This window comes from Actinoplanes sp. NPDC051343, assembly GCF_044455125.1.
In the GTDB taxonomy this organism is placed as follows: domain Bacteria; phylum Actinomycetota; class Actinomycetes; order Mycobacteriales; family Micromonosporaceae; genus Actinoplanes.
In genome coordinates, this window is sequence record NZ_JBITEL010000003.1 from 674077 (window position 1) to 692464 (window position 18388).

Below are 18388 nucleotides of genomic sequence, written 5' to 3' on the forward strand. Positions count from 1 at the left end.
CGTACGGGGAACTGAAGCTCTCGTGGCACTCGGGTGACGTGCTGGTGCAAACCCGCCGGGCGGCCCCGCCGCCCGGCAGGATGAATGCGTGGAGACGGATCTTCAGCTGGCGCAGCGGGCGGCCCTGGTCGGGGCGGCGGTGGCGCTGAAACATTTCGCCGCGCTGGCCGACCTGCCGCAGGAACTCAAGGCCGACGGGTCGATCGTGACGGCGGCCGACCGGGCGGTGGAGGCGGCGATCCGGGAGGTGCTCGGCGCGGCGCGGCCGGCCGACGCGGTGCTCGGCGAGGAACAGGGCGAGAGCGCGGGTGACGGACCGGCCGGCCGGCGTTGGATCATCGACCCGATCGACGGGACGCGGCTGTTCGTGGCCGGCGACGACCGGTGGCTGGTGCTGATCGGGCTCGAGGAAGCCGGTGAGATCGTCGCCGGGGTGGCCGCGCACCCGGCGCAGGGGAGCATCTGGTGGGCTACCCGGGGTGGCGGGGCGTTCGAGGGGCGCGTCGTCGGCGGCCGGGTGGTGGCCGACACGTCGATCCGGGTCGGCGGGTCGTCGTCGCTGGCCGGGTGCCGGGTCGGGATCGTGCCCGAGGATTGGGGGCGTGACCTCGTGGCGCCGCTGGTCGCGGTGACGGCGCCGCAGCCGTGGGGGATCCATCCGGCGCTGATGGTCGCCCGCGGTGAGCTCGATCTGGCCGTGCAGACCGGCGGCCAGATCTGGGACTTCGCGGCGACCTCGCTGATCGTGAACGAGGCGGGCGGCAGTTACAGCGGGTTGTCGGGGGACCCGCGACCGGGGTCGGGTGCATCGGTCTATGCCCGCGACCCGGCGCTGCGAACCGAAGCCCTGCGTCTCATGACAGCCTGAGAAGTTCGGTGTCCTCCAGTCCTTCGGTCCGGTGAGTGAGCACCAGGACGGTACGGCCGTCGCCCGCGTCGAGCAGGTCGGTCATCAGGGCGCGGGCGGTCGGCTCGTCGAGGCCCTCGGTGGGTTCGTCGAGGATCAGCAGGTCAGGATCGGCCAGCAGGGCCCGCGCGGTGGCCAGGCGGCGGGCCTGACCACCCGAGATCGTGCTGCCGCCGGCGCCGAGCCAGGTGTCGAGCCGGTCGGACCATTCGCCGAGGCGTACCCGCTGCAGCGCCCGCCGGAGTTCCGCGTCGGTGGCCGACGGTTTGGCCAGCCGGAGGTTCTCGCGGATCGTGGACGCGAAAATATGGTTGGTGTCGTCGCCGATCAGGACGATGCGGCGACGGACCTCCTCCTCGGGGAGCTCGCGGATGTCCCGGCCGCCGATCGTGACGGTTCCGGCGCTGGGGTCCAGAAACCGCGCCAGCACCATGCCGAGAGTGGACTTGCCGGCACCGGAACGGCCGGTGATCGCGAGTTTGGTGCCGGGTCTCAGGCTGAGGCTCAGTCCCTTGAGGGCCGGGGTCCCACCCCATCCGGCTTCCAGGCCACTGATCTCGATGCCCCCGGTGGATGAGCCCGGGGCGGAATCGGCGAAGATCGCCGAAATTGGTTCGGCCCGCAGGTCGGCGAGCCGTTGCCCGGCGCGGGCGGCCCGCACCCGCGCCACGGCGGCATCCGGCAGCCCCAACGCCGGCTCCCCGAGGATCACCAACCCGAGCAGCACGACCCCCGTCCACTCGGGACCGATCCCCGCATGCCCCAACACCAGGGCCGCCCCGGTCACCGCAAACCCCCAACCGAGATGCGCCAGCGCCTGCGCACCGCCGGCCGATCGCGCGGCTTGCGCCTCGCGCGCGGCCAGCTCTCGGCTGCGCCGATCCGGTACGCCGAGCACCCCCGCCCCCCGCAACTCCTCGATGCCGTCGACGGTCTCCACCATGGCGTCGTGCAGCTTCGCGCGCGCTTCCGTAGTCGCCTGGTCCTGCCGTGTTGCCTGTTTCGCGGCGACGAAGGGAGCCAGGACGCCGGTAACGAGCAGGCCGACCGCGACCGGCAGCGCGGTCGTGGGGGCGACGATCACCGCGGCGGACGCACCCGCGGTGAGCGTGATCCAGGCGGCCCGGGCCGGGAGGCGGCCGCGGAGCAGACCGTCCACCTGGGCGTCGACGTCGCCGACGACCTTGGTGAGCAGGTCGCCGCGGCGGCGCAGCTTCGCGCCGGGGACCCGGGGGATGAGAATTTCGTAGATGGCGGCGCGGCGCTTGCCGAGCCGGGCGAAAGCCACGTCGTGGGAGACGAGGCGTTCCACGTAGCGGAGGAGCGGGCGGGCGACGGCGCTGCCCCGAACCAGGACGACCGCGGCCGACAGCGTCAGGACGGGCGGGAGCGCGGCGGCCCGGATGAGCAGCCAGGCGGCGGCGCCGGTGAGGAGCACGCCGGCGAGGGAAGAGCCGCTGCCGAGCGCGACCGCGGCCCAGGGGCGGCGCCAGCGGGCGGCTTTCCGGGTGTTGGCCTCGTCTTGACCGCCGTCGTGCCGTGGCGTGCCAGACGTGCCTGGCGTGCCAGACGTGCTCGGCGTGCCAGACGTGCTCGGCGTGCCAGACGCGGCGAGTGTGCCGGGCGTGCCGTCGGGGCCTTCGGCCCGGGTGGGTGTGTGGTCGTCAGTCTTGGCACGGCCGCGGGGGCTCGGCCGGGGAGCGGTTGGTGCGCCGGGGCTCGGCGTCGGCTCCCGGCTGTCCTCCGGCGGTTTGATCTCGACGACCCGGTCGGCCGCGGCGATCTCGGCCGGGCGGTGGGCGGCGACCAGGATGGCGCTGCCCTCGGCCGCGGCCCGGCGCAGGCGGGCGATGACGACCTGCTCGGTCTCCGGGTCGAGGTGGGCCGTCGGCTCGTCGAGCAGAAGCGTGGCCGGTCCCCGGTAGAGCGCCGCCGCCAGCGCGAGCCGATGCCGTTGCCCGGCGGAGACGCCGGCGCCGCGCTCGCCCAGGGGTGTTGCCGCAGTGATCGGGGCAGCCGGTCCGGCGATCGCGGTGCCGGCTGTGGACAAGGACGAGAAATTGTCGTACCCGGATGGTTGAGTCGGCCCCGCCCAGCGAAGGGTGGGGAACGAGCGCGGGTCGGGCAGCGAGCGCGGGTCGGGCAGCGGGCGCGGGTCGGGCAGCGGGCGCGGGTCGGGCAACGGGCGCGGGTCGGGCAGCGAGCTCGGTGTGGATGAAGCGCCCGGCATACACGTGGCCTGCGGCTCCCCGGCTCGACCGGCGTGCCGTTCGGGAAGGGCGGCCAGGCCGACACCGCCCAACGCGGCCTCGATGTCGGCCACCGGGGTGCCCTCGGGGAACAGGTCCGCGACCACCCGGGCGTGCGGCAACGACGGGCTCTGCGGCACGTAGACCGGTGCCCCGTCCACCGCGATCGTGCCGGCGTCCAGCGGCTGCAGGCCGGCCAGCGCGCGCAGGGCCGTGGTCTTGCCGGCTCCCGACGGTCCGGTCAGGGCGACGATCTCGCCCGCACCGACGACCAGCTCGGGGAGGGACAGGGCGTCGTGGGCGTCACCCGCATAGCGGACCCGGAGCGCCGCCGCCGCCAGGCCCGGCCGGTCGCCCGCGGGAAACGCCGCCGGCAGGTCGGTGAGTACCTCGTCGACGTCGGCGATCACGGCGGTCGCGTCGGTGGCGGCGTGGTAGCGGGCGGCCATCTCGCGCAGCGGGCGGTAGACCTCGGGCGCCAGCAGGATGATCAGCAGGCCGGGGGCGAGCGGGAGGTGGCCGGCGGCTACGCGGAGGCCGGTCGAGACGGCGATCAGGCCGACCGAGAGGGTGCCGACCAGGTCGAGGGCGGTCGAGGAGAGGAACGCCACGCGGAGTACGCGCAGGGTCGCCGCGCGGTGGCGGTCGGTGAGGTTTTCGATGACGGCGGTCTGGCGGGTGGCCCGGCCGAAGGTGCGGAGGGTGGCGAGTCCGCGTACGACGTCGAGGAAGTGGCCCGCCAGGCGGGCGTCGGCCTGCCAGCGTTGTTCGGCGCGGGCCTGGGTGGCCCAGCCGATCAGGGCGCCCAGCAAGGGAATCAGGGGGAGCGTGGCCAGTGCGATCAGGGCCGAGGCGGGGTCGACGTAGAAGATCGCCAGCAGCACCAGCGGGGGCAGGGCGGCGGCCAGGAGCACGGCCGGGAGGTAGCCGGCGAACCACGGCCGCAGCGCTTCCAGACCGCCGGTGAGCAGGGCGGTCAGGCGGCCGGAGCCGAAGCCGGCCACCCAGGCCGGGCCGCGGCGGGCCACCGCCCGCACCAGGGAACGGCGCAGCTCATCGCTCACCCTTGCGGCCGTACGGTGGGCGACCACCTGCTCGGCCCACGACAGCGCGGCCCGCATGGCGAAGGCGGCGGCCAGCAGGGCGACCGCGGGCGTACGGGTGCCGGTCAGGAAGAGGGTCAGCGTGCCGGCGACGGCGACGGTGGCGAGCGCCTGGCCGATGCCGATCGCGGCCAGCAGGGCGATCCCGGCACGGCTGTGCCGCGCGTGCCGCAGAAGGCGCGGGTCGACGGGTTTCACGACGGGATCCGTTCGCTGGCTACCCGGCGGCGGAAGATCCAGTAGGAGAAGGCCTGGTAGGCGACCACGCCGGGTAGGATGATCAGGCCGGCCACGGTCAGCAGGTGCAGGGTGGAGTGGCTGGCGGCGGCTGCGGTGCTGGTCAGGGACCAGGCCGGGTCGAGGGTGCTGCGCAGCACCACGTGGCCGTGGGCGGTGAAGACGGCCACGACCGAGGCCGCCACCCCCAGGGCGGTCGCGGCGAAGGACCACGCCTCGCGCCCGGCCCGGGCCAGCAGCGCGGCCACGAAGCTCAGGGCGGCGGCGGCCAGGACCGTGCGGGAGCCCGTACCGATGCCGGCGACGACGAGCGTGACCGCGCCGCCGGTGCCCAGCCATGCGGCGAGCTTGCGGGCCCGGCGCCGTAGGGGGCCGCTGGTCCGCAGGCCGAGGAAGGTGGCTCCGAGCAGGGCTGCCGCGAAGAGCGCGGCGGCGGCGCCGATCAGGCCGGGCCAGGAGAGTACGGGGGAGAGGCTGCGGCCGAGCCCGTTGCCGACGACCGAGCCGTCGGGGCGCAGTGCGAGGCCACGGGTGATCACGGCGAGGAGGGCGCCCCAGACCGCGACCACGCCGGCCGATGAGAGGGCGAGGAGGGCGTCGGCCCGGCGGCGCCAGCGCAGGCCGTCGCCCTTGCCGCGGAATTCGAGCGCGACGCCGCGGATCGCCAGCAACAGCAGCACCGCGGCCACCGGCAGGTAGAGGCCGGAGAGCAGGGCGGCGTACCAGCCGGGGAAGGCGGCGAACGTGGCACCGATGGCGGCGACCAGCCAGACCTCGTTGCCGTCCCAGAACGGGCCGATGGTCTGCACGGCGGCGCCGCGCTCGTGGTCGTCGCGGCCGAGCAGCGGGCCGAGCAGGCCGACCCCGAAGTCGAAGCCTTCGAGCACGAAGAACAGCACCCAGGCGAGGACGACGACCGAGAACCAGAAGGTGATCATGTCAGTGCTCCTCAGTAGACGAGAGCGTCCGGTTGGTCGGCGGCGGGTGCCGGCGCTGCGGAAAGCGGCTGCCGGGACAGATGCCGCACGAGGCGGAACCAGACGACCGCGACGATCCCGTAGACGACGGTGAAGCCGGCCAGCGACGCGATGACCTCTGCACTGGTCAGACCCGGAGAGATGCCGTCCGCGACCTTGGAGATGCCGAAGGCGATCCACGGCTGCCGCGCGGTCTCGGTGAAGATCCAGCCGATGGTGTTGCCCGCCGCCGGCAGGATCGGGATCAACGGCAACCAGCGCAACAGCCAGCCGGGAGCCTCCCGGTCGCGGCGGGTCCGCCAGAGGAAGTACGCGGCGACGAGCGCGGCCAGCATGCCGACGCCGATCATCAGCCGGAACGACCAGAACGCGACCGGAATCATCGGGACGTAGTTGCCGGGGCCGTACTGGGCGGCGTACTGGGCCTGCAGTTCGTCGATGCCCTGCACGGTCGCACCCGGCGAGCCCTTGGCCAGGATCGACAGCAGCCCGGGGATGTCGAGCGCGAAGGACGGCAGCGGCTTGCCGGTCGTCACCAGCGAGAACGGCGCACCGGCGGTGGTCGTGTAGAGAGCCTCGGCCGCGGCCATCTTCATCGGCTGCACCTGGGTGATGACCTTGCCGAGGCGGTCACCGGTCAGTGCGGTCGCCGCCCCGCCGGCCAGCATCAGCCACGCGCCGAGCTTGGACAGCGGCCGGAAGCCGGGGTCGGCCGCCCGCCGCCAGACCGCGATCGCCAGCAGCAGCGCGCCGCCGATCATCGCCGCGCCGCTGAGCGTGTGCGGGAAGGCGGCCAGGTTGACCTTGTTGAGCAGCAGTTCGCGGAACGAGGTCAGGTGGGCCCGGCCGGTGACCGGGTCGAGCGAGTACGCGACCGGGTTCTGCATGAAGCTGTTGCCGGCCAGGATGATGAACGCGCTGAGCACCGTGCCGAGCGAGACGATCACGATGGTCGCGGCGTGGGCGAGGCGGGGCAGCCGGTCCCAGCCGAAGTACCAGAGCGCGAGGAACGTGGCCTCGAGGAAGAACGCCAGCATGCCCTCGATCGCCAGGGTGGGGCCGAAGACGTCGCCGTAGAACTTGGCGAACGCGCTCCAGCCCATGCCGAACTGGAACTCCTGCACGAGGCCGGTGACCACGCCGACCGCGAACGTGACGATCAGCAGCTTGCCGACGAATTTCGTGAGATCGCGCCAGACCGGGGTCCGGGTGCGCAGCCAGGTGATCTCGAGGCCGGCGGCGACCGCGGCCAGGCTGATCGACATCGGCACGAAGAAGTAGTGGTAGATCGTGACCACCGCGAACTGCAACCGCGTCAGGTCGAGCACGTCCATTCGTGAGCCCCCTCTACGACGTCTCGTAGTAGATACTACGACGCGTAGTACGACGCCGTGCAGTAGACTCGGTCACATGGCATTGGGCGACCTGGAACGCGACGTCATGGCACAGCTGTGGGCGGCCGCCGGGCCGTTGACCGTGCGTCAGGTGCACGAGCGGCTCAACCAGGACCGCGACCTGGCCTACACGACCGTGATGACCGTCCTCGACCGCCTGGCCAAGAAGGACGTGGTCACCCGCCAGAAGGCGGATCGCGCTTATCTGTACGCCCCGGCGCAGTCCCGCGAAGAGATGACCGCCGCGGTCATGCTCGACGCCCTGACCGCGAGCGGCGACCAGGACGCGGCGCTGGCCTACTTCGTCGGCCAGTTGCCCCCGGAGGCGCTGGCCGCCGCCATCGAGGCCGCCAAGCAGAAGTGATGGCTTGCCATGCGTTCTTGGGCGGTGGGTGGGGCGGTTGGACGGGGTGACCGCGCTGCTGCTCGGTGCTCTCGGGCTGACCCTGTCGCTGCTCGTGCCGGGGCCGCTCGCCCGGTCGCGCTGGCCCGACCGGGCGCCGCGCGCGGCCGTACTCCTGTGGCAGGCGATCACCCTGGCCGCCGTGCTGAGCGCGCTCGGCGTCGTGCTCGCGGTGCCCGAGGAGCTCACCCGGGCGTACGGCTCCCGTAAGCCGGTCGTGGCCGGCGCCCTGTTGATCGCCCTGGCCGTCGCCGCCGTGATCGTCGCCCGGCTGCTGATCTCGCTCTGGGGCGTGACCCGGCGCTCGCGGGCCCGCCGCGAGCGCCACCGCCTGCTGGTCGACCTGCTCGACCGGGCCGAGCGGCGCCACGAGTTCGGCCCGGACCACCTGCGGGTGCTCGAGGGCGCGCTGCCGCTGGCCTACTGCGTGCCCGGGCGCGAGCCGCGGGTCGTGCTCAGCGACGGTGTGCTGCAGGTGCTCGACCGGGCGCAGGTCGACGCGGTGCTCGCCCACGAGCAGACCCATCTGCGGCACCACCACGACGTGGTGATGGAGTCGTTCACCGCCTTCTACCGCGCGGTGCCGCCACCGCTGCGAAGCCGGGTGCCTCTGGACGCCGTACATCTGCTTCTGGAGATGGTGGCCGACGATGCCGCACGGCGCGTCGCGGGCCCCGCGGCCCTGCGGGCCGCGCTGGAAAGGTTGACCGATGCGGTCCCTCTGGCGGAGGACGCCCGGGCCGACCCGTGGGGTGACGCGCGTCGCCGGAGACTGGACCGGCTGTCGGCGCCGCGCCCCGAGTCGCCCGGCCTGAGTCTTGTCGCGGGACTAGCCGCGGCCGCCCTGCTGGTACTACCCACCGTCATCCTGGTCGTGCCCTGGCTCGACCGGGCGCTGGAGGAGTGGCCGTTCTAGTCACTCTGAGTGGCTGTCGGCATGCAAGCAGTTTCCCCGTCGCGTCGGCTTCAGTTAAGGCAATGATCGGGAGTACGGTGGTGCCCGGTCCGGCAGCCCCCCATCGTCCATCCGGCCGATCTGACGGACCACCGCCTAATCGTCGTGCCTTGACGAACCGGGGACCCGAGCAGTTGGGGTGAAGCCGTGCATCTCGCGGCCGGGCGCGCTTCCCGCTCGAACCCGTCAGCTAACCCGATCGGCGGATGAGGGAAGAAAGGACGACGCACGTAACGTGAAACGGAACGGGGCGCGCCGCGCCGTAATGCTGCGCAGCCTGCTCTGCCTCGTCGCCGCGGCCGGCGTAGTTGTCACCGCACCGGCCACCGCGGCACTCGCGACGCCCTCGCCGTCCAGCGTCGAGGCGCAGATCGACACCCAGTGGAATCAGCTAGAGCCGATCATCGAGCTGTACAACGACGTGCACGGCAAATTGATCAAGAACCAGGCTCAGCTGAAGAAGCTCACCAACCAGCTCACCCCGCTCCAGGTACAGGTGGACGTCGCCCTGTCCTCGGTTCGCGGCCTGGCCACTGACGCGTACAAGCAAGGTTCGCCGAGCGCGGTCAGTGCCATGTTGATGAGCGGGTCGACGAACCAGCTGACCGACAAGCTGACCCTTCTGGACCAGCTTGCCCGGCACCAGCAGGCGCAGATCGCCGGCGTCGCCAAGCTGCGCGACCAGTACGCCAAATCCAAGAATGACCTCCAGCTTCTGACCAACTCCATCGCCGCGCGCGATGCCGATCTGGCGCAGAAGAAGAAGGCCATCAATGTGAAGATCGATGCGCTGCAGAAGCTGCGCATCAAGGCGTACGGGGCGTCCGGTGGCGACACCGGACCCCTGCGGATCGGGCCGTGCCCGGTCACCTACACCAACGACGACGGCGGTAAGGCGGCGCGCAAGGCGTGCTCGCTGATCGGCAAGCCGTACGTCTTCGGGTCGGACGGCCCGAGCACGTACGACTGCTCCGGCCTGACCAAAGAGGCGTGGGCGACCGTGGGCGTGACCCTCGACCACTACACGAAAGACCAGTGGAACGAGGGCAAGCCGGTCAGCCGGGGAGATTTGCAGCCAGGTGACCTGGTGTTCTTCTTCCCTGGTTCGTTGCACCACGTGGCCATCTACATCGGTGGTGGTGAAGTGGTGCATGCTCCGCACACGGGTGACCATGTGCGGATGGCGGTGATGGACAACGTCGGTCCGATCGCCGGTTACCGGCGTCCGGGCTGACCGAGGCAGGCAAGTTGCTTCGGGGGACGCCAATGGCGTCCCCCGTTTGCTGTGCCTAGCCGTCGACGCGGTGGGTCGACCAGAACGAGGTGAGGTCGGTCGAGCCGGCCGCGGCCTGGGCGGCGGCCTTGAAGTCGGCGACCGTCGAGACGCCGTACCAGTGCGACGCGGCGTACGACTTGAGCAGGTTCGTCATCGCGGTCGTGCCGATCAGGCGCCGCAGGTCGTGCAGCGTGCACTTGCCGTAGCCGTAGACGACGGTGCTGTAGCGGCTCGAATGCGCGTCCCAGTAGGCCATCGAGTTGGTGAGCCGCTCGGCGCTCGACTGCCACGTGATCCCGCAGCCCGACCCGGTCTTGTTGAAGTACAGGTCGGTGGCGTAGTCGGTGAAGCCCTCGTCCAGCCACGGCGTGTTGTATTCGTCGTCGCCGACGATCCCGTAGAACCACTGGTGGGCCAGTTCGTGGGCGAGCGCGGTCGAACTGACCACGTCGAGCACGAACCCGGGATACTCCATGCCGCCGAACCAGAACCCGTTGTCCAGGACCACGTCGGCCTCGGCGTACGGATAGGCGCCGAACCGCCCGGAATGGGCATCGAGCGCCGACGTCGCCGTGCCGAGCATCGAACTCGCGTTGGCGGCACTGACCGAACTGACCCGGTAGACGTTGACCTTGACGCCGCCCGCGGTGGTGCCGGTCGTCTTCACGAACGGGCCGGCCGCCCAGGCGAACTCGCGCACCTTCGTGCCGACGGCGGTGGTGATCGTACGGCCGCTGGTGCCGGCCCGGTCGGTCGACGAGCCGGTCGCGGGCACCGCCATCGACGTCGGATGGTCCAGCATGACCGTGTAGTCGCTGCTCAGGGCGTAGAACGACTCACCGTTGTCGGTGTACGGGTCGAGATGCCAGCCGGCGCCGTCCCGGATCGCCAGCACAGGCAGCGCGTTACCGATGAAGTAGTAGCTGCCGTCGTGCCCGAACCGGTCGACGCCCGCCGTGACGGTGATCGACAGGTCGAAGCCGATGCTGCCGCTCGCACCCTGGGCCAGCGGAGCGGGCAGGGTGATCTTCATGGCGGTGCAGTTCACGGTAAGCGCCGAGGCCGTACCGCCGGTGACGTTGGTGAGCGCGATCGGGGTGGACGGGCAGGAGCCGTGCGCGTTGTCCCAGAGCCGCAGGTAGACCTCGGTCAGCGGGGTCGCCGAGGCGTTGCTGAAGGTGACGCCCTCGTGCCCGGTCCAGGTGCCACCGGTGGCGTTGCTGGTCAGGCTGATCGTGTAGGCCGGGGTCGCCGGCGTGCGGGTGGTGTCCGTCGCGGCCGCCCGCGCCGGGGTGGCCGGTGCCGCCAGCATCGTGCCGGCGAGGGCGAGCAGGGCCGGTAACGCTCGTCTAATCATTCGACGAGCATGGATGTCTCACTCGTCGCCGGGCAACGGGGGAATCCCTTGTCGGTGATGGTCGAGAAGCTTGCTCAGGAGCGCGCTGAGCTGGCCCCGTTCGGCTTCGTCGAGCGGTTGCAGGAGGACTTCCTGGACCTCCTGAGCGCTGTGTTCCAGCTGGGCCGCCCGCTGCCGGCCGGACGTGGTCACGGTGATGACGTTGCGCCGGCGGTCGGCCGGGTCCAGAGCCCGGGAGACAAAACCTCCGGCTTCGAGCTCATTCAGCGCGGCGACCATGTCGCTCAGGTGGATTCCGGTACGCCGTCCGAGCGCGGCCTGGCTCGCCGGCCCGTCCTCGATCAGTGAGCTGAGCAGCCGGTAGTGGTAGCCGCGCGCTCCGACCTTGGCGAAGCCTTCGCTGACCAGGCGGTGCGCCTGGGCGGCGGTCTGGGTGAGTAGCCAGCTCGGCAGGTGATCCACATCGCCAGAGTAACATTTGCACGCCTAACGTTAGTGATACTAACGTTAGGTGTATGAACGAATTCCGGTACCGCCCCTCCGCGTCCGACCTCGACGACCTCGAGGACCGCCTCGGCCGCACCCGCTGGCCCGACGAACTGCCCGGCGTCGGATGGTCGTACGGCATCCCGGCCGAGCGGGTCCGTGCCCTCGCCGACCGCTGGCCCGGCATCGCGTTCTCCGCCGACGGGTACGTCACCACGATCGACGGGCAGAACGTGTATTTCGAGCACTACCGCGCACCCGACCCGGACGCCCTGCCACTGATCCTCACCCACGGATGGCCCGGGTCGACGGCCGAGTTCCGGCACCTGATCCCGCTGCTCAACCAGCGGTTCCACCTCGTGGTACCGGCGATACCGGGCTTCGGCTTCTCCGGGCCGACCACCGCGACCGGATGGGGGCAGGAGCGGGTCGCGCGGGCCTGGGCCACGCTGATGGACCGGCTCGGCTACCAGCGCTACGGCGCTCACGGCGGTGACTGGGGCTCGGGCATCTCGCGGCTGCTCGGCGCGATCGCGCCCGATCGCGTGGTCGGCGTGCACGTCAACTATCTGCCGACGCGCGGCGCGCCTGACGGGCTCTCCGAGCAGGACCGGGCCCGCCTCGAGCGCACGCTGGCGATGGCCGGCACCCGGCATCCGCACCAGTGGCAGTTCGCGGCCGCCCCGCAGACGATCGCGTACGCGCTGAACGACTCCCCGGCCGGATTACTGGCCTACCTGGGGGAGAAGTTCACGATCTGGGCCGACCCGGCCACGCCGGTGTCCGATGAGGACATCCTCGTCGACGTGATGCTCTACTGGCTCACCGGAACCGCCGGATCGGCCGCCCGGCTCGTCAAGGAGAGCGGCTTCGGCGGCCCGATCGCGCTCCCGTCGCCGCTCGGTGTGGCGGTGCTGCCCCGCGACATCACGCAGTCGATCCGCCCGCTGATCGAGCCCACGCACGACATCCGGCAGTGGACCGAGTTTCCCCGGGGCGGCCACTTCGCGGCCCTCGAGGTGCCCGACCTGCTGGCCGCGGACATCACCAGCTTCTTCGATCTGGTAACAAACTCGAAGGTTTCCTTGGCCGAAAGGGTTAGGTGACCACGGACCTCCCTCCCGCGGGATTTCAGGTTTTGTCGCACTTCGGCGACCGGGCGTTGCCGCGGTTCGGCCGCGCTCGGCAGACTTCCCGCACCGCTGATGATCGGCGGTTCCGGAAGGAGAAGCACGTGACGGTACTGGTTTCGACCGCATCACCGGCGGTGCGGGTGGGCGTCCGCCGGATCCTGGTCCATGGGATGGTGCTGGCAGTGTCCGCGCTGACCGTTCTCGGAATGCTGCTCGCGGCCGGGGCGCGCCCGGCGGCCGCGAACACCCCCTCGGACGCCTCGTACACCTACTACGTCGGTGCGACCCCGGGTTACCGGGGCCTGCCGATCACCGTGGGCTGGACTCATGATCATGCGTGGGTGATCTCCAGCTATGGAGCCGCGCTCGCGGAGGGCGCCGGCCAGATCGCCGACCGGATGTGCGAGGAGATCAGCGGCGAGGAGATTCCGCACTTCGACCCGGTGGCATCGAGCTGCGGCGACCTCGTTCGGGACGTCGTGGCGCAACTGGTGGAGGGACACCCGGCGCTCACCGACCACGGTGTCTGGGCAGCGATCTACGTGTGGGGTGGCCTTCGCACCACGGGTGGATCCTGGTAATCGGCACTGAGTGGAGGCCCGGCCGTGGCCGGGCCTCCACCGGGCGGGCCGGATGGTGGCCGGCCGAAAGAGGAGACGGACATGGCGGAACACCTTCGATCCCGGAACGCTCTCCTGCGGTGGTGGCGTGTCACGCAATCCACGCTCACGCTCGAGGCGATGGCCCGGGCCGCGGGCGTCGGGGTGTCGACGTTGCACAACTGGGAGACCGGGGTCACCGGGAGTCCCGGCACCACCCAGCTGGCAGCGCTGGACGACCGCCTTGGTGCAGGCGGGGCACTGCGCGGTATCTACGCCGCGATCGGTACCCCCGACGCCTTCCGGCCCGAGGTGGCCTGGTGGTTCAACTACCAGGGCGAACCGCGCCCCTGCTGGGCATGGATCCGCATACCCGGGGACCGGCCGGTGAACGCCGAGGTCGACGCCGGGCCGTTCCGCGCCGAGTTCTCGGTGCCACCCGGTGACGGGGTGTTCCTGCAGGCCTATGCCTTCGCCACCAACCCCGCCGTACATGTGGCCATCGAGACCGGTGGCTGGGTCGCCTTCGGCTACGGCGAGCTTCCGGCTGACCTCGGCGCGGAGATTCTCGACGCGGCGAACTTCGCCATCGTCGGCCCACGGGGATCGCTCGACCCGGCATTGATGGCGGCGACGCATCGTTACCTACCCGATAAATTCGGCCGCAAAGCATGGTTCGAGACGCTGCGGCGCCGATTCGGTGACCGCGTTCTGGTCGCCCGGGAAGCCCTGTCTCACGTTCTTCAGAAGCGTCTCGACGACAACGTGGACGTCAGCGCCGCCGTCGCGTCACGCGACGAAGTCGCCCGGCATTGGGGCGGCGAACTCTACAAGCACCTGCGCATCGCTCGTGGACTGAGTCTGAACGACCTGGCCGAGGAGGCCTCGCGGCAGGACCCCTCGCTACCCGCGATCACCCGGACCCACGTCAACCGGCTGGAGGAGGGAGGGATGCCCCGCGTCCCGCAGCTGCTGGAACGCCTGGACAGGGCACTCGACGCGGACGGTCGCACGTGCGCGGTCGAACTCGACCCGGATGCGATGCGGGTCGTCGGGCAGGGGCTGGTTGACCTTCACTTCCCCTCTTACTGGATCGGTCCGGTATGGCTTCAGTTCCTCCGATCCTCTCGGGCTGCCGGCGACCGTGTGGAGCTCATCTGGCGCCCATGGCGCAAATCCGTCACTGTGCGTGATGGCGTTGTCGCCACGACGCGGAGAGCTGAACCGGGCATGGCACCCCTGCGAGTCAAGCTTCCGTCCGGGTGGAACCTGCGGGCCGGGGTCGGTAGCCATCCGCGCGCCGTCGACGTCAACGAGGGCTGGGGGCTTCTTCCGCACCTCACCTTCGAGACGCTCAGCTATTACCTGGGGATTCTCGAACGGGCCATGCGCAGGCCGCGCGCCTGAATCCGGCTGCCGATGAGGCCGATCGCGTGGTCTTCACGGCCGGGCGGGCGCTCCGGCGGACTCCTGTCGTACCGCGCGGGCATAATTTGGTCTCATGAGCGACTCGCCCCTCATCGACAGCCTCGTGGCGGCCGTCGAGGCCCGGCCCGATGATCTGCCGCTGCGACTGCACCTGGCCGAGTTGCTGGTGGGGGCGGGGCGCGGCTCCGAGGCGGTCGGCCATGCCGCGCAGGTGCTGGCCCGCGAGCCGGGCAACGCCGCGGCCCGCCGACTCATGACCGTGGCGCTGGGCGGGCCGGGCGCGGCGGGTGAGGAGCCGCCCGGCGGCGATGTTGCGGTCGGGGGAGCCGACGTCGCGTACGAAAGCTCGGAGAAACCACCCACTCAGGGTGACGGCATCGACTGGGCGGCGATGGAGGAAGATCTCGGCGACATCGTGCCGCCGCGGTTTGCGCGGGCCGACGACGAGGCCGAGCCGGTGCGCGGGCACGGTGACCGGGTGTTTGACGTCGAGCGGGCAAACATCACGCTGAGCGACGTCGGTGGCATGGAAGAGGTCAAGAAGCGGCTGGAGATCGCGTTCCTGGCCCCGCTGCGGAACCCGAAGTTACGCACCCTTTTCGGCAAGAGTCTGCGCGGTGGTCTGCTGCTCTACGGTCCGCCCGGCTGCGGTAAGACGTTCCTGGCCCGGGCGGTGGCGGGCGAGATGGGTGCGGCGTTCCTCTCGCTGTCGATCACCGACGTGCTCAACATGTGGGTCGGCAGCTCCGAGCGCAACCTGCACGATCTTTTCCAGTCGGCGCGGTCGCACGCGCCCTGCGTGCTGTTCCTCGACGAGATCGACGCGCTCGGTCACAAGCGCTCCCAGCTCAACTCGTCGTCGATGCGCACGGTCGTCAACCAGCTGCTCACCGAGCTCGACGGGGTCGACGGCAACAACGACGGCGTGTTCGTGCTGGCCGCGACCAACGCGCCGTGGGACATCGACTCGGCCCTGCGCCGGCCGGGCCGGCTCGATCGCACGGTGCTGGTGCTGCCGCCCGACAAGCCGGCGCGGGCCGCGATCCTGCAATACCACCTGCGGGACCGCCCGGTCGCCGGCATCGACCTGGGCAGGGTCGCCGATGCCACCGAGCACTACTCGGGCGCCGACCTGGCCCACGTCTGCGAGACCGCGGCCGAGTTCGCGATGCGTGACTCGATCGCCACCGGCGAGATCCGCATGATCTCCCAGCAGGACATGCTGGCCGCCGCCCGCGACGTGCGGCCGTCGACTGACGGGTGGTTCGCGACCGCGCGCAACGTGGCGATGTTCGCCAACGAGAGCGGCGAATACGACGATCTGGCGGCTTACCTGAAGAAGAGGAAGATTCGATAGACGCCTTCTACCGCGCCCACCGGCTGGCCGAGGTGGGGCGGTACGCCGAGGCCGAGCGGGTCGTGCGCGACGGGCTCGCGATGGAACCCGCCAGCGGGCAGCTACTGGGTGTGCTGGCCTGGGTGCTGCGGTTGCGCCGCGACTACCCGGCGGCGCTGACCGCCGCCGACGCCGCGATCGCGGCCGACCCGTCGCTGGCCGACGCGCACGCCGAGCGGGCCGAGATCCTGATCGGGCTCCTGCGCGCGTCCGACGCCGTCGCGTCGGCCCGCGAGGCGGCGCGGCTGCAACCGTTCCGCCCGTCCGGGCACCTCGTGCTGGCTCGCGCGTTGTCGTCGGCCAACCGCCGGGAGGAGGCGCGGGCGGCCGCGGCGCACGGGTTGCGGCTCGACCCGTCCTCGGTGGAGGGTCTGCTCACGGTCGCCGAGGTCGAGCGGGAGGCCGGCCGGCGCGACGAGGCGGCCGCGGCGGCGCGGGCGGTGCTCGCGATCGACCCCGCCAACGCGTACGCCCGCTGGCTGATCGCCATGCTCGACGCCGAGCGTCTGCAGGTCCGCCGCTCGATGCGGGTGCTGCGGGACGTGGCCCGCGACAACCCGGCGCGCACCGATGTGCTCGCCATGACCTGGCCGATCCGGGGCATCCTCAGTGGACTGCGGCGCGGCCTGCCGCTCGGCGCGGCCATCACCACCGCGCTGGCGCTGGCGGCGTTGCGCTGGTCGCTGGTCGGTGACTTCGCGCGGCTGCTGTCCCTTGTGGTCGCCGCGGTGATGATCGGTTTCGGGCTGCGAGTGCTCGTTCCGGCCGGGCGCCTGCCCTGGCGGTGCCTGCGCCTGGTGCCGCGGCTCACCCGCCGCGGCACCATCGGCGGCCTGATCACGGCCGGCGTGGCGGTCACGCTGCTTATTGCGTACGCGCTGAGCACCTGGTGGGTTCTCGCGCTGACGGCGTTCCTGCTGAGCGGTCCGATGTGGATTTTCGGTCTGCTCGAGGTGCTCGGAGCGGGCCTCGACGACCCCGGCTACCGGCATGCCCTGCTCGGCCTGGCCGGGGACTTCCGCCAGTGGTGGCGCGAGTTCCGGGCGATCTGGCGTCTTGGAGGCTGAGCCGCGTACTGATTGACTTCTCTGGGTATGACGGCAACCACCATGCACAGGGAGCATAGATAATGACTTATACGCAGGTCTCCGGCGATGTGAAGGTGACCGGCCGCCGGGTCGTGGCCACCATCATCGACGGCATCATCTTCGGCATCCTCAGCTCGATCCTCACCGCGGTCTTCGGCACCCGGTCCAACGCGTCCGGCTTCAACCTCACCAAACTGTCGACCGGCGGCAGCTTCGTGCTGCTCGTCGTCGTCCTGCTCTACTACGTCCTCATGGAGGGCATGCTGGGCCGCACCGTCGGCAAGATGGCCACCGGCATCAAGGTCGTCCGCGAGGACGGCACGACCCCGCCCGGCGCCGGAGCCGCGCTGATCCGCACCCTGCTGCGCATCATCGACGGCCTGTTCGGCTACCTGGTCGGCTTCATCATCGTGCTCGCCTCCGACCGTCGCCGCCGCCTCGGCGACATGGCCGCCCGCACTCAGGTCGTCCGCGCCTGACCCGACCGCTGACGGCGGCCGGCCCACGGGATCGGCCGGCCGCCGTCAGTCCAACCTGTAGACCGCCATCTGACCTGACGACCCGGCCGTGAAGGGCGCGCCCGACCAGTCGGCATACCGAGCCTCGAGCCGGAAGCCGGCCAGCCGGCCCATCAGATCGAGCTCGGACGGCCAGGCATAGCGGTGCGCACTACGGAACAACGTCGCCTCCCGGCCCCGGCCGAAGCGGATGTGGTGCGACACCAGATGCTGGCTGACCACGTCGACGGTATCGACCCCCAGGTAACCGGGCGACGACTCGAAAACCACCCCGGCCTTGCCCGGCGGCAGCGCCCGCAGGTCGGGCACCTCCAGCTCGACGACGAACCGGCCGCCCGGCGCGAGATGCCGGGCCGCGTTGCGGAAGCAGTCGACCTGCTGCTCCTGGGTCAGCAGGTTGGAGATCGAGTTGTAGACGACGTAGACCAGCGCGAACGACCCCGGCACGGTCGTCGTCACCATGTCGCCGACAACGACCGGGATGGGGGCCTTGGACCGTAGTCGCGCGACCATCGGCGGCGAGGAGTCGATGCCGCTGACCGGCACGCCGCGCGCGGCCAGGGGCACGGCTATCCGCCCGGTGCCGACGGCGAACTCCAGCGCCTTCCCGGCACCGGCGAGACCGGCCAGGAAATCCACCGCCGGGCCGACGACGTCGGGCGCGAACATGCCCTCGCCCGGGGTGTCGTAGTCCGCGGCGGCCCGCTCGTCCCACACCTCGTCCGGCAGCATGCCCCACCATCACCGCCCGCAGGACTACCTGTCCACCCAATAACGCGGCCGAAAGTCGCAGTGCGGACGCCTGCGAATCAGCCTGGGGATCGATGAGAAAACCGTGCCCGCTCTCGTAACGTCGGCGCGTGCTGACACCGGGGACAGAGA

16 protein-coding genes and 1 riboswitch are annotated in these 18388 nt (G+C 71.2%); of the genes, 10 read left to right on the forward strand and 6 right to left on the reverse strand.

The features are described from left to right. Positions 1-88: 88 nt before the first annotated feature. Entirely contained in the window at positions 89-868 is a 780-nt protein-coding gene (locus ACIA5C_RS13785) for an inositol monophosphatase family protein (RefSeq protein WP_396054195.1), read from the forward strand. On the opposite strand, the gene cydC is transcribed toward ACIA5C_RS13785, so the two are convergent. From cydC to ACIA5C_RS13800, 3 genes are read right to left on the reverse strand one after another with little or no spacing between them, the layout of a single operon-like run. Continuing rightward, positions 855-4457, reverse strand: coding sequence for a thiol reductant ABC exporter subunit CydC (gene cydC, locus ACIA5C_RS13790; RefSeq protein ID WP_396054197.1), 3603 nt, complete (start codon positions 4455-4457; stop codon positions 855-857). The genes ACIA5C_RS13785 and cydC overlap by 14 nt on opposite strands. After that, on the reverse strand, positions 4454-5434 hold the full coding sequence (gene cydB, locus ACIA5C_RS13795; protein ID WP_396054199.1) for a cytochrome d ubiquinol oxidase subunit II: 981 nt from the start codon (positions 5432-5434) through the stop codon (positions 4454-4456). Before cydB ends, cydC begins: the two co-directional genes overlap by 4 nt. A gap of 11 nt (positions 5435-5445) precedes the next feature. Beyond that, positions 5446-6807 carry a cytochrome ubiquinol oxidase subunit I gene (locus ACIA5C_RS13800; protein ID WP_396054201.1) on the reverse strand — a complete coding sequence of 454 codons (1362 nt, stop codon included), beginning with the start codon at positions 6805-6807 and terminating at the stop codon, positions 5446-5448. 76 nt (positions 6808-6883) lie between these two features. Here ACIA5C_RS13800 and ACIA5C_RS13805 point away from each other — a divergent pair, with 76 nt between their 5' ends. From ACIA5C_RS13805 to ACIA5C_RS13815, 3 genes are all read left to right on the forward strand, one after another. Continuing rightward, on the forward strand, positions 6884-7231 hold the full coding sequence (locus tag ACIA5C_RS13805; RefSeq protein WP_396054203.1) for a BlaI/MecI/CopY family transcriptional regulator: 348 nt from the start codon (positions 6884-6886) through the stop codon (positions 7229-7231). A gap of 46 nt (positions 7232-7277) precedes the next feature. Further along, positions 7278-8186, forward strand: coding sequence for a M56 family metallopeptidase (locus ACIA5C_RS13810; RefSeq protein WP_396054355.1), 909 nt, complete (start codon positions 7278-7280; stop codon positions 8184-8186). Positions 8187-8308: 122 nt separating this feature from the next. Further along, positions 8309-8445: riboswitch (cyclic di-AMP (ydaO/yuaA leader) on the forward strand. Between the two features lie 15 nt (positions 8446-8460). Then, on the forward strand, positions 8461-9459 hold the full coding sequence (locus ACIA5C_RS13815; protein ID WP_396054205.1) for an NlpC/P60 family protein: 999 nt from the start codon (positions 8461-8463) through the stop codon (positions 9457-9459). A gap of 55 nt (positions 9460-9514) precedes the next feature. On the opposite strand, the gene ACIA5C_RS13820 is transcribed toward ACIA5C_RS13815, so the two are convergent. Continuing rightward, positions 9515-10858 carry a M1 family metallopeptidase gene (locus tag ACIA5C_RS13820; RefSeq protein WP_396054207.1) on the reverse strand — a complete coding sequence of 448 codons (1344 nt, stop codon included), beginning with the start codon at positions 10856-10858 and terminating at the stop codon, positions 9515-9517. An 18-nt stretch (positions 10859-10876) separates the two neighbouring features. Then, a complete protein-coding gene (locus ACIA5C_RS13825) occupies positions 10877-11320 on the reverse strand; it encodes a MarR family winged helix-turn-helix transcriptional regulator (protein WP_396054209.1) in 444 nt (147 codons plus the stop codon). A 53-nt stretch (positions 11321-11373) separates the two neighbouring features. Here ACIA5C_RS13825 and ACIA5C_RS13830 point away from each other — a divergent pair, with 53 nt between their 5' ends. The 6 genes from ACIA5C_RS13830 (at position 11374) to ACIA5C_RS13855 (ending at position 17467) form a co-directional block, all read left to right on the forward strand. Then, positions 11374-12450 carry an epoxide hydrolase family protein gene (locus ACIA5C_RS13830; protein WP_396054211.1) on the forward strand — a complete coding sequence of 359 codons (1077 nt, stop codon included), beginning with the start codon at positions 11374-11376 and terminating at the stop codon, positions 12448-12450. Positions 12451-12578: 128 nt separating this feature from the next. Beyond that, a complete protein-coding gene (locus ACIA5C_RS13835) occupies positions 12579-13058 on the forward strand; it encodes a hypothetical protein (RefSeq protein ID WP_396054213.1) in 480 nt (159 codons plus the stop codon). Positions 13059-13139: 81 nt separating this feature from the next. Further along, entirely contained in the window at positions 13140-14483 is a 1344-nt protein-coding gene (locus ACIA5C_RS13840; RefSeq protein WP_396054215.1) for a helix-turn-helix transcriptional regulator, read from the forward strand. A gap of 94 nt (positions 14484-14577) precedes the next feature. Next, positions 14578-15861 carry an AAA family ATPase gene (locus ACIA5C_RS13845; protein WP_396054217.1) on the forward strand — a complete coding sequence of 428 codons (1284 nt, stop codon included), beginning with the start codon at positions 14578-14580 and terminating at the stop codon, positions 15859-15861. Positions 15862-15893: 32 nt separating this feature from the next. Then, positions 15894-16967 (forward strand): hypothetical protein, encoded by a 1074-nt coding sequence (locus tag ACIA5C_RS13850; RefSeq protein ID WP_396054219.1) that lies wholly within the window; start codon positions 15894-15896, stop codon positions 16965-16967. A 62-nt stretch (positions 16968-17029) separates the two neighbouring features. Next, positions 17030-17467 carry an RDD family protein gene (locus ACIA5C_RS13855; RefSeq protein ID WP_396054221.1) on the forward strand — a complete coding sequence of 146 codons (438 nt, stop codon included), beginning with the start codon at positions 17030-17032 and terminating at the stop codon, positions 17465-17467. A gap of 45 nt (positions 17468-17512) precedes the next feature. Here the strand turns inward: ACIA5C_RS13855 and ACIA5C_RS13860 are convergent, their stop codons facing one another. Continuing rightward, entirely contained in the window at positions 17513-18238 is a 726-nt protein-coding gene (locus tag ACIA5C_RS13860; RefSeq protein WP_396054223.1) for a class I SAM-dependent DNA methyltransferase, read from the reverse strand. Between the last annotated feature and the right edge of the window lie 150 nt (positions 18239-18388).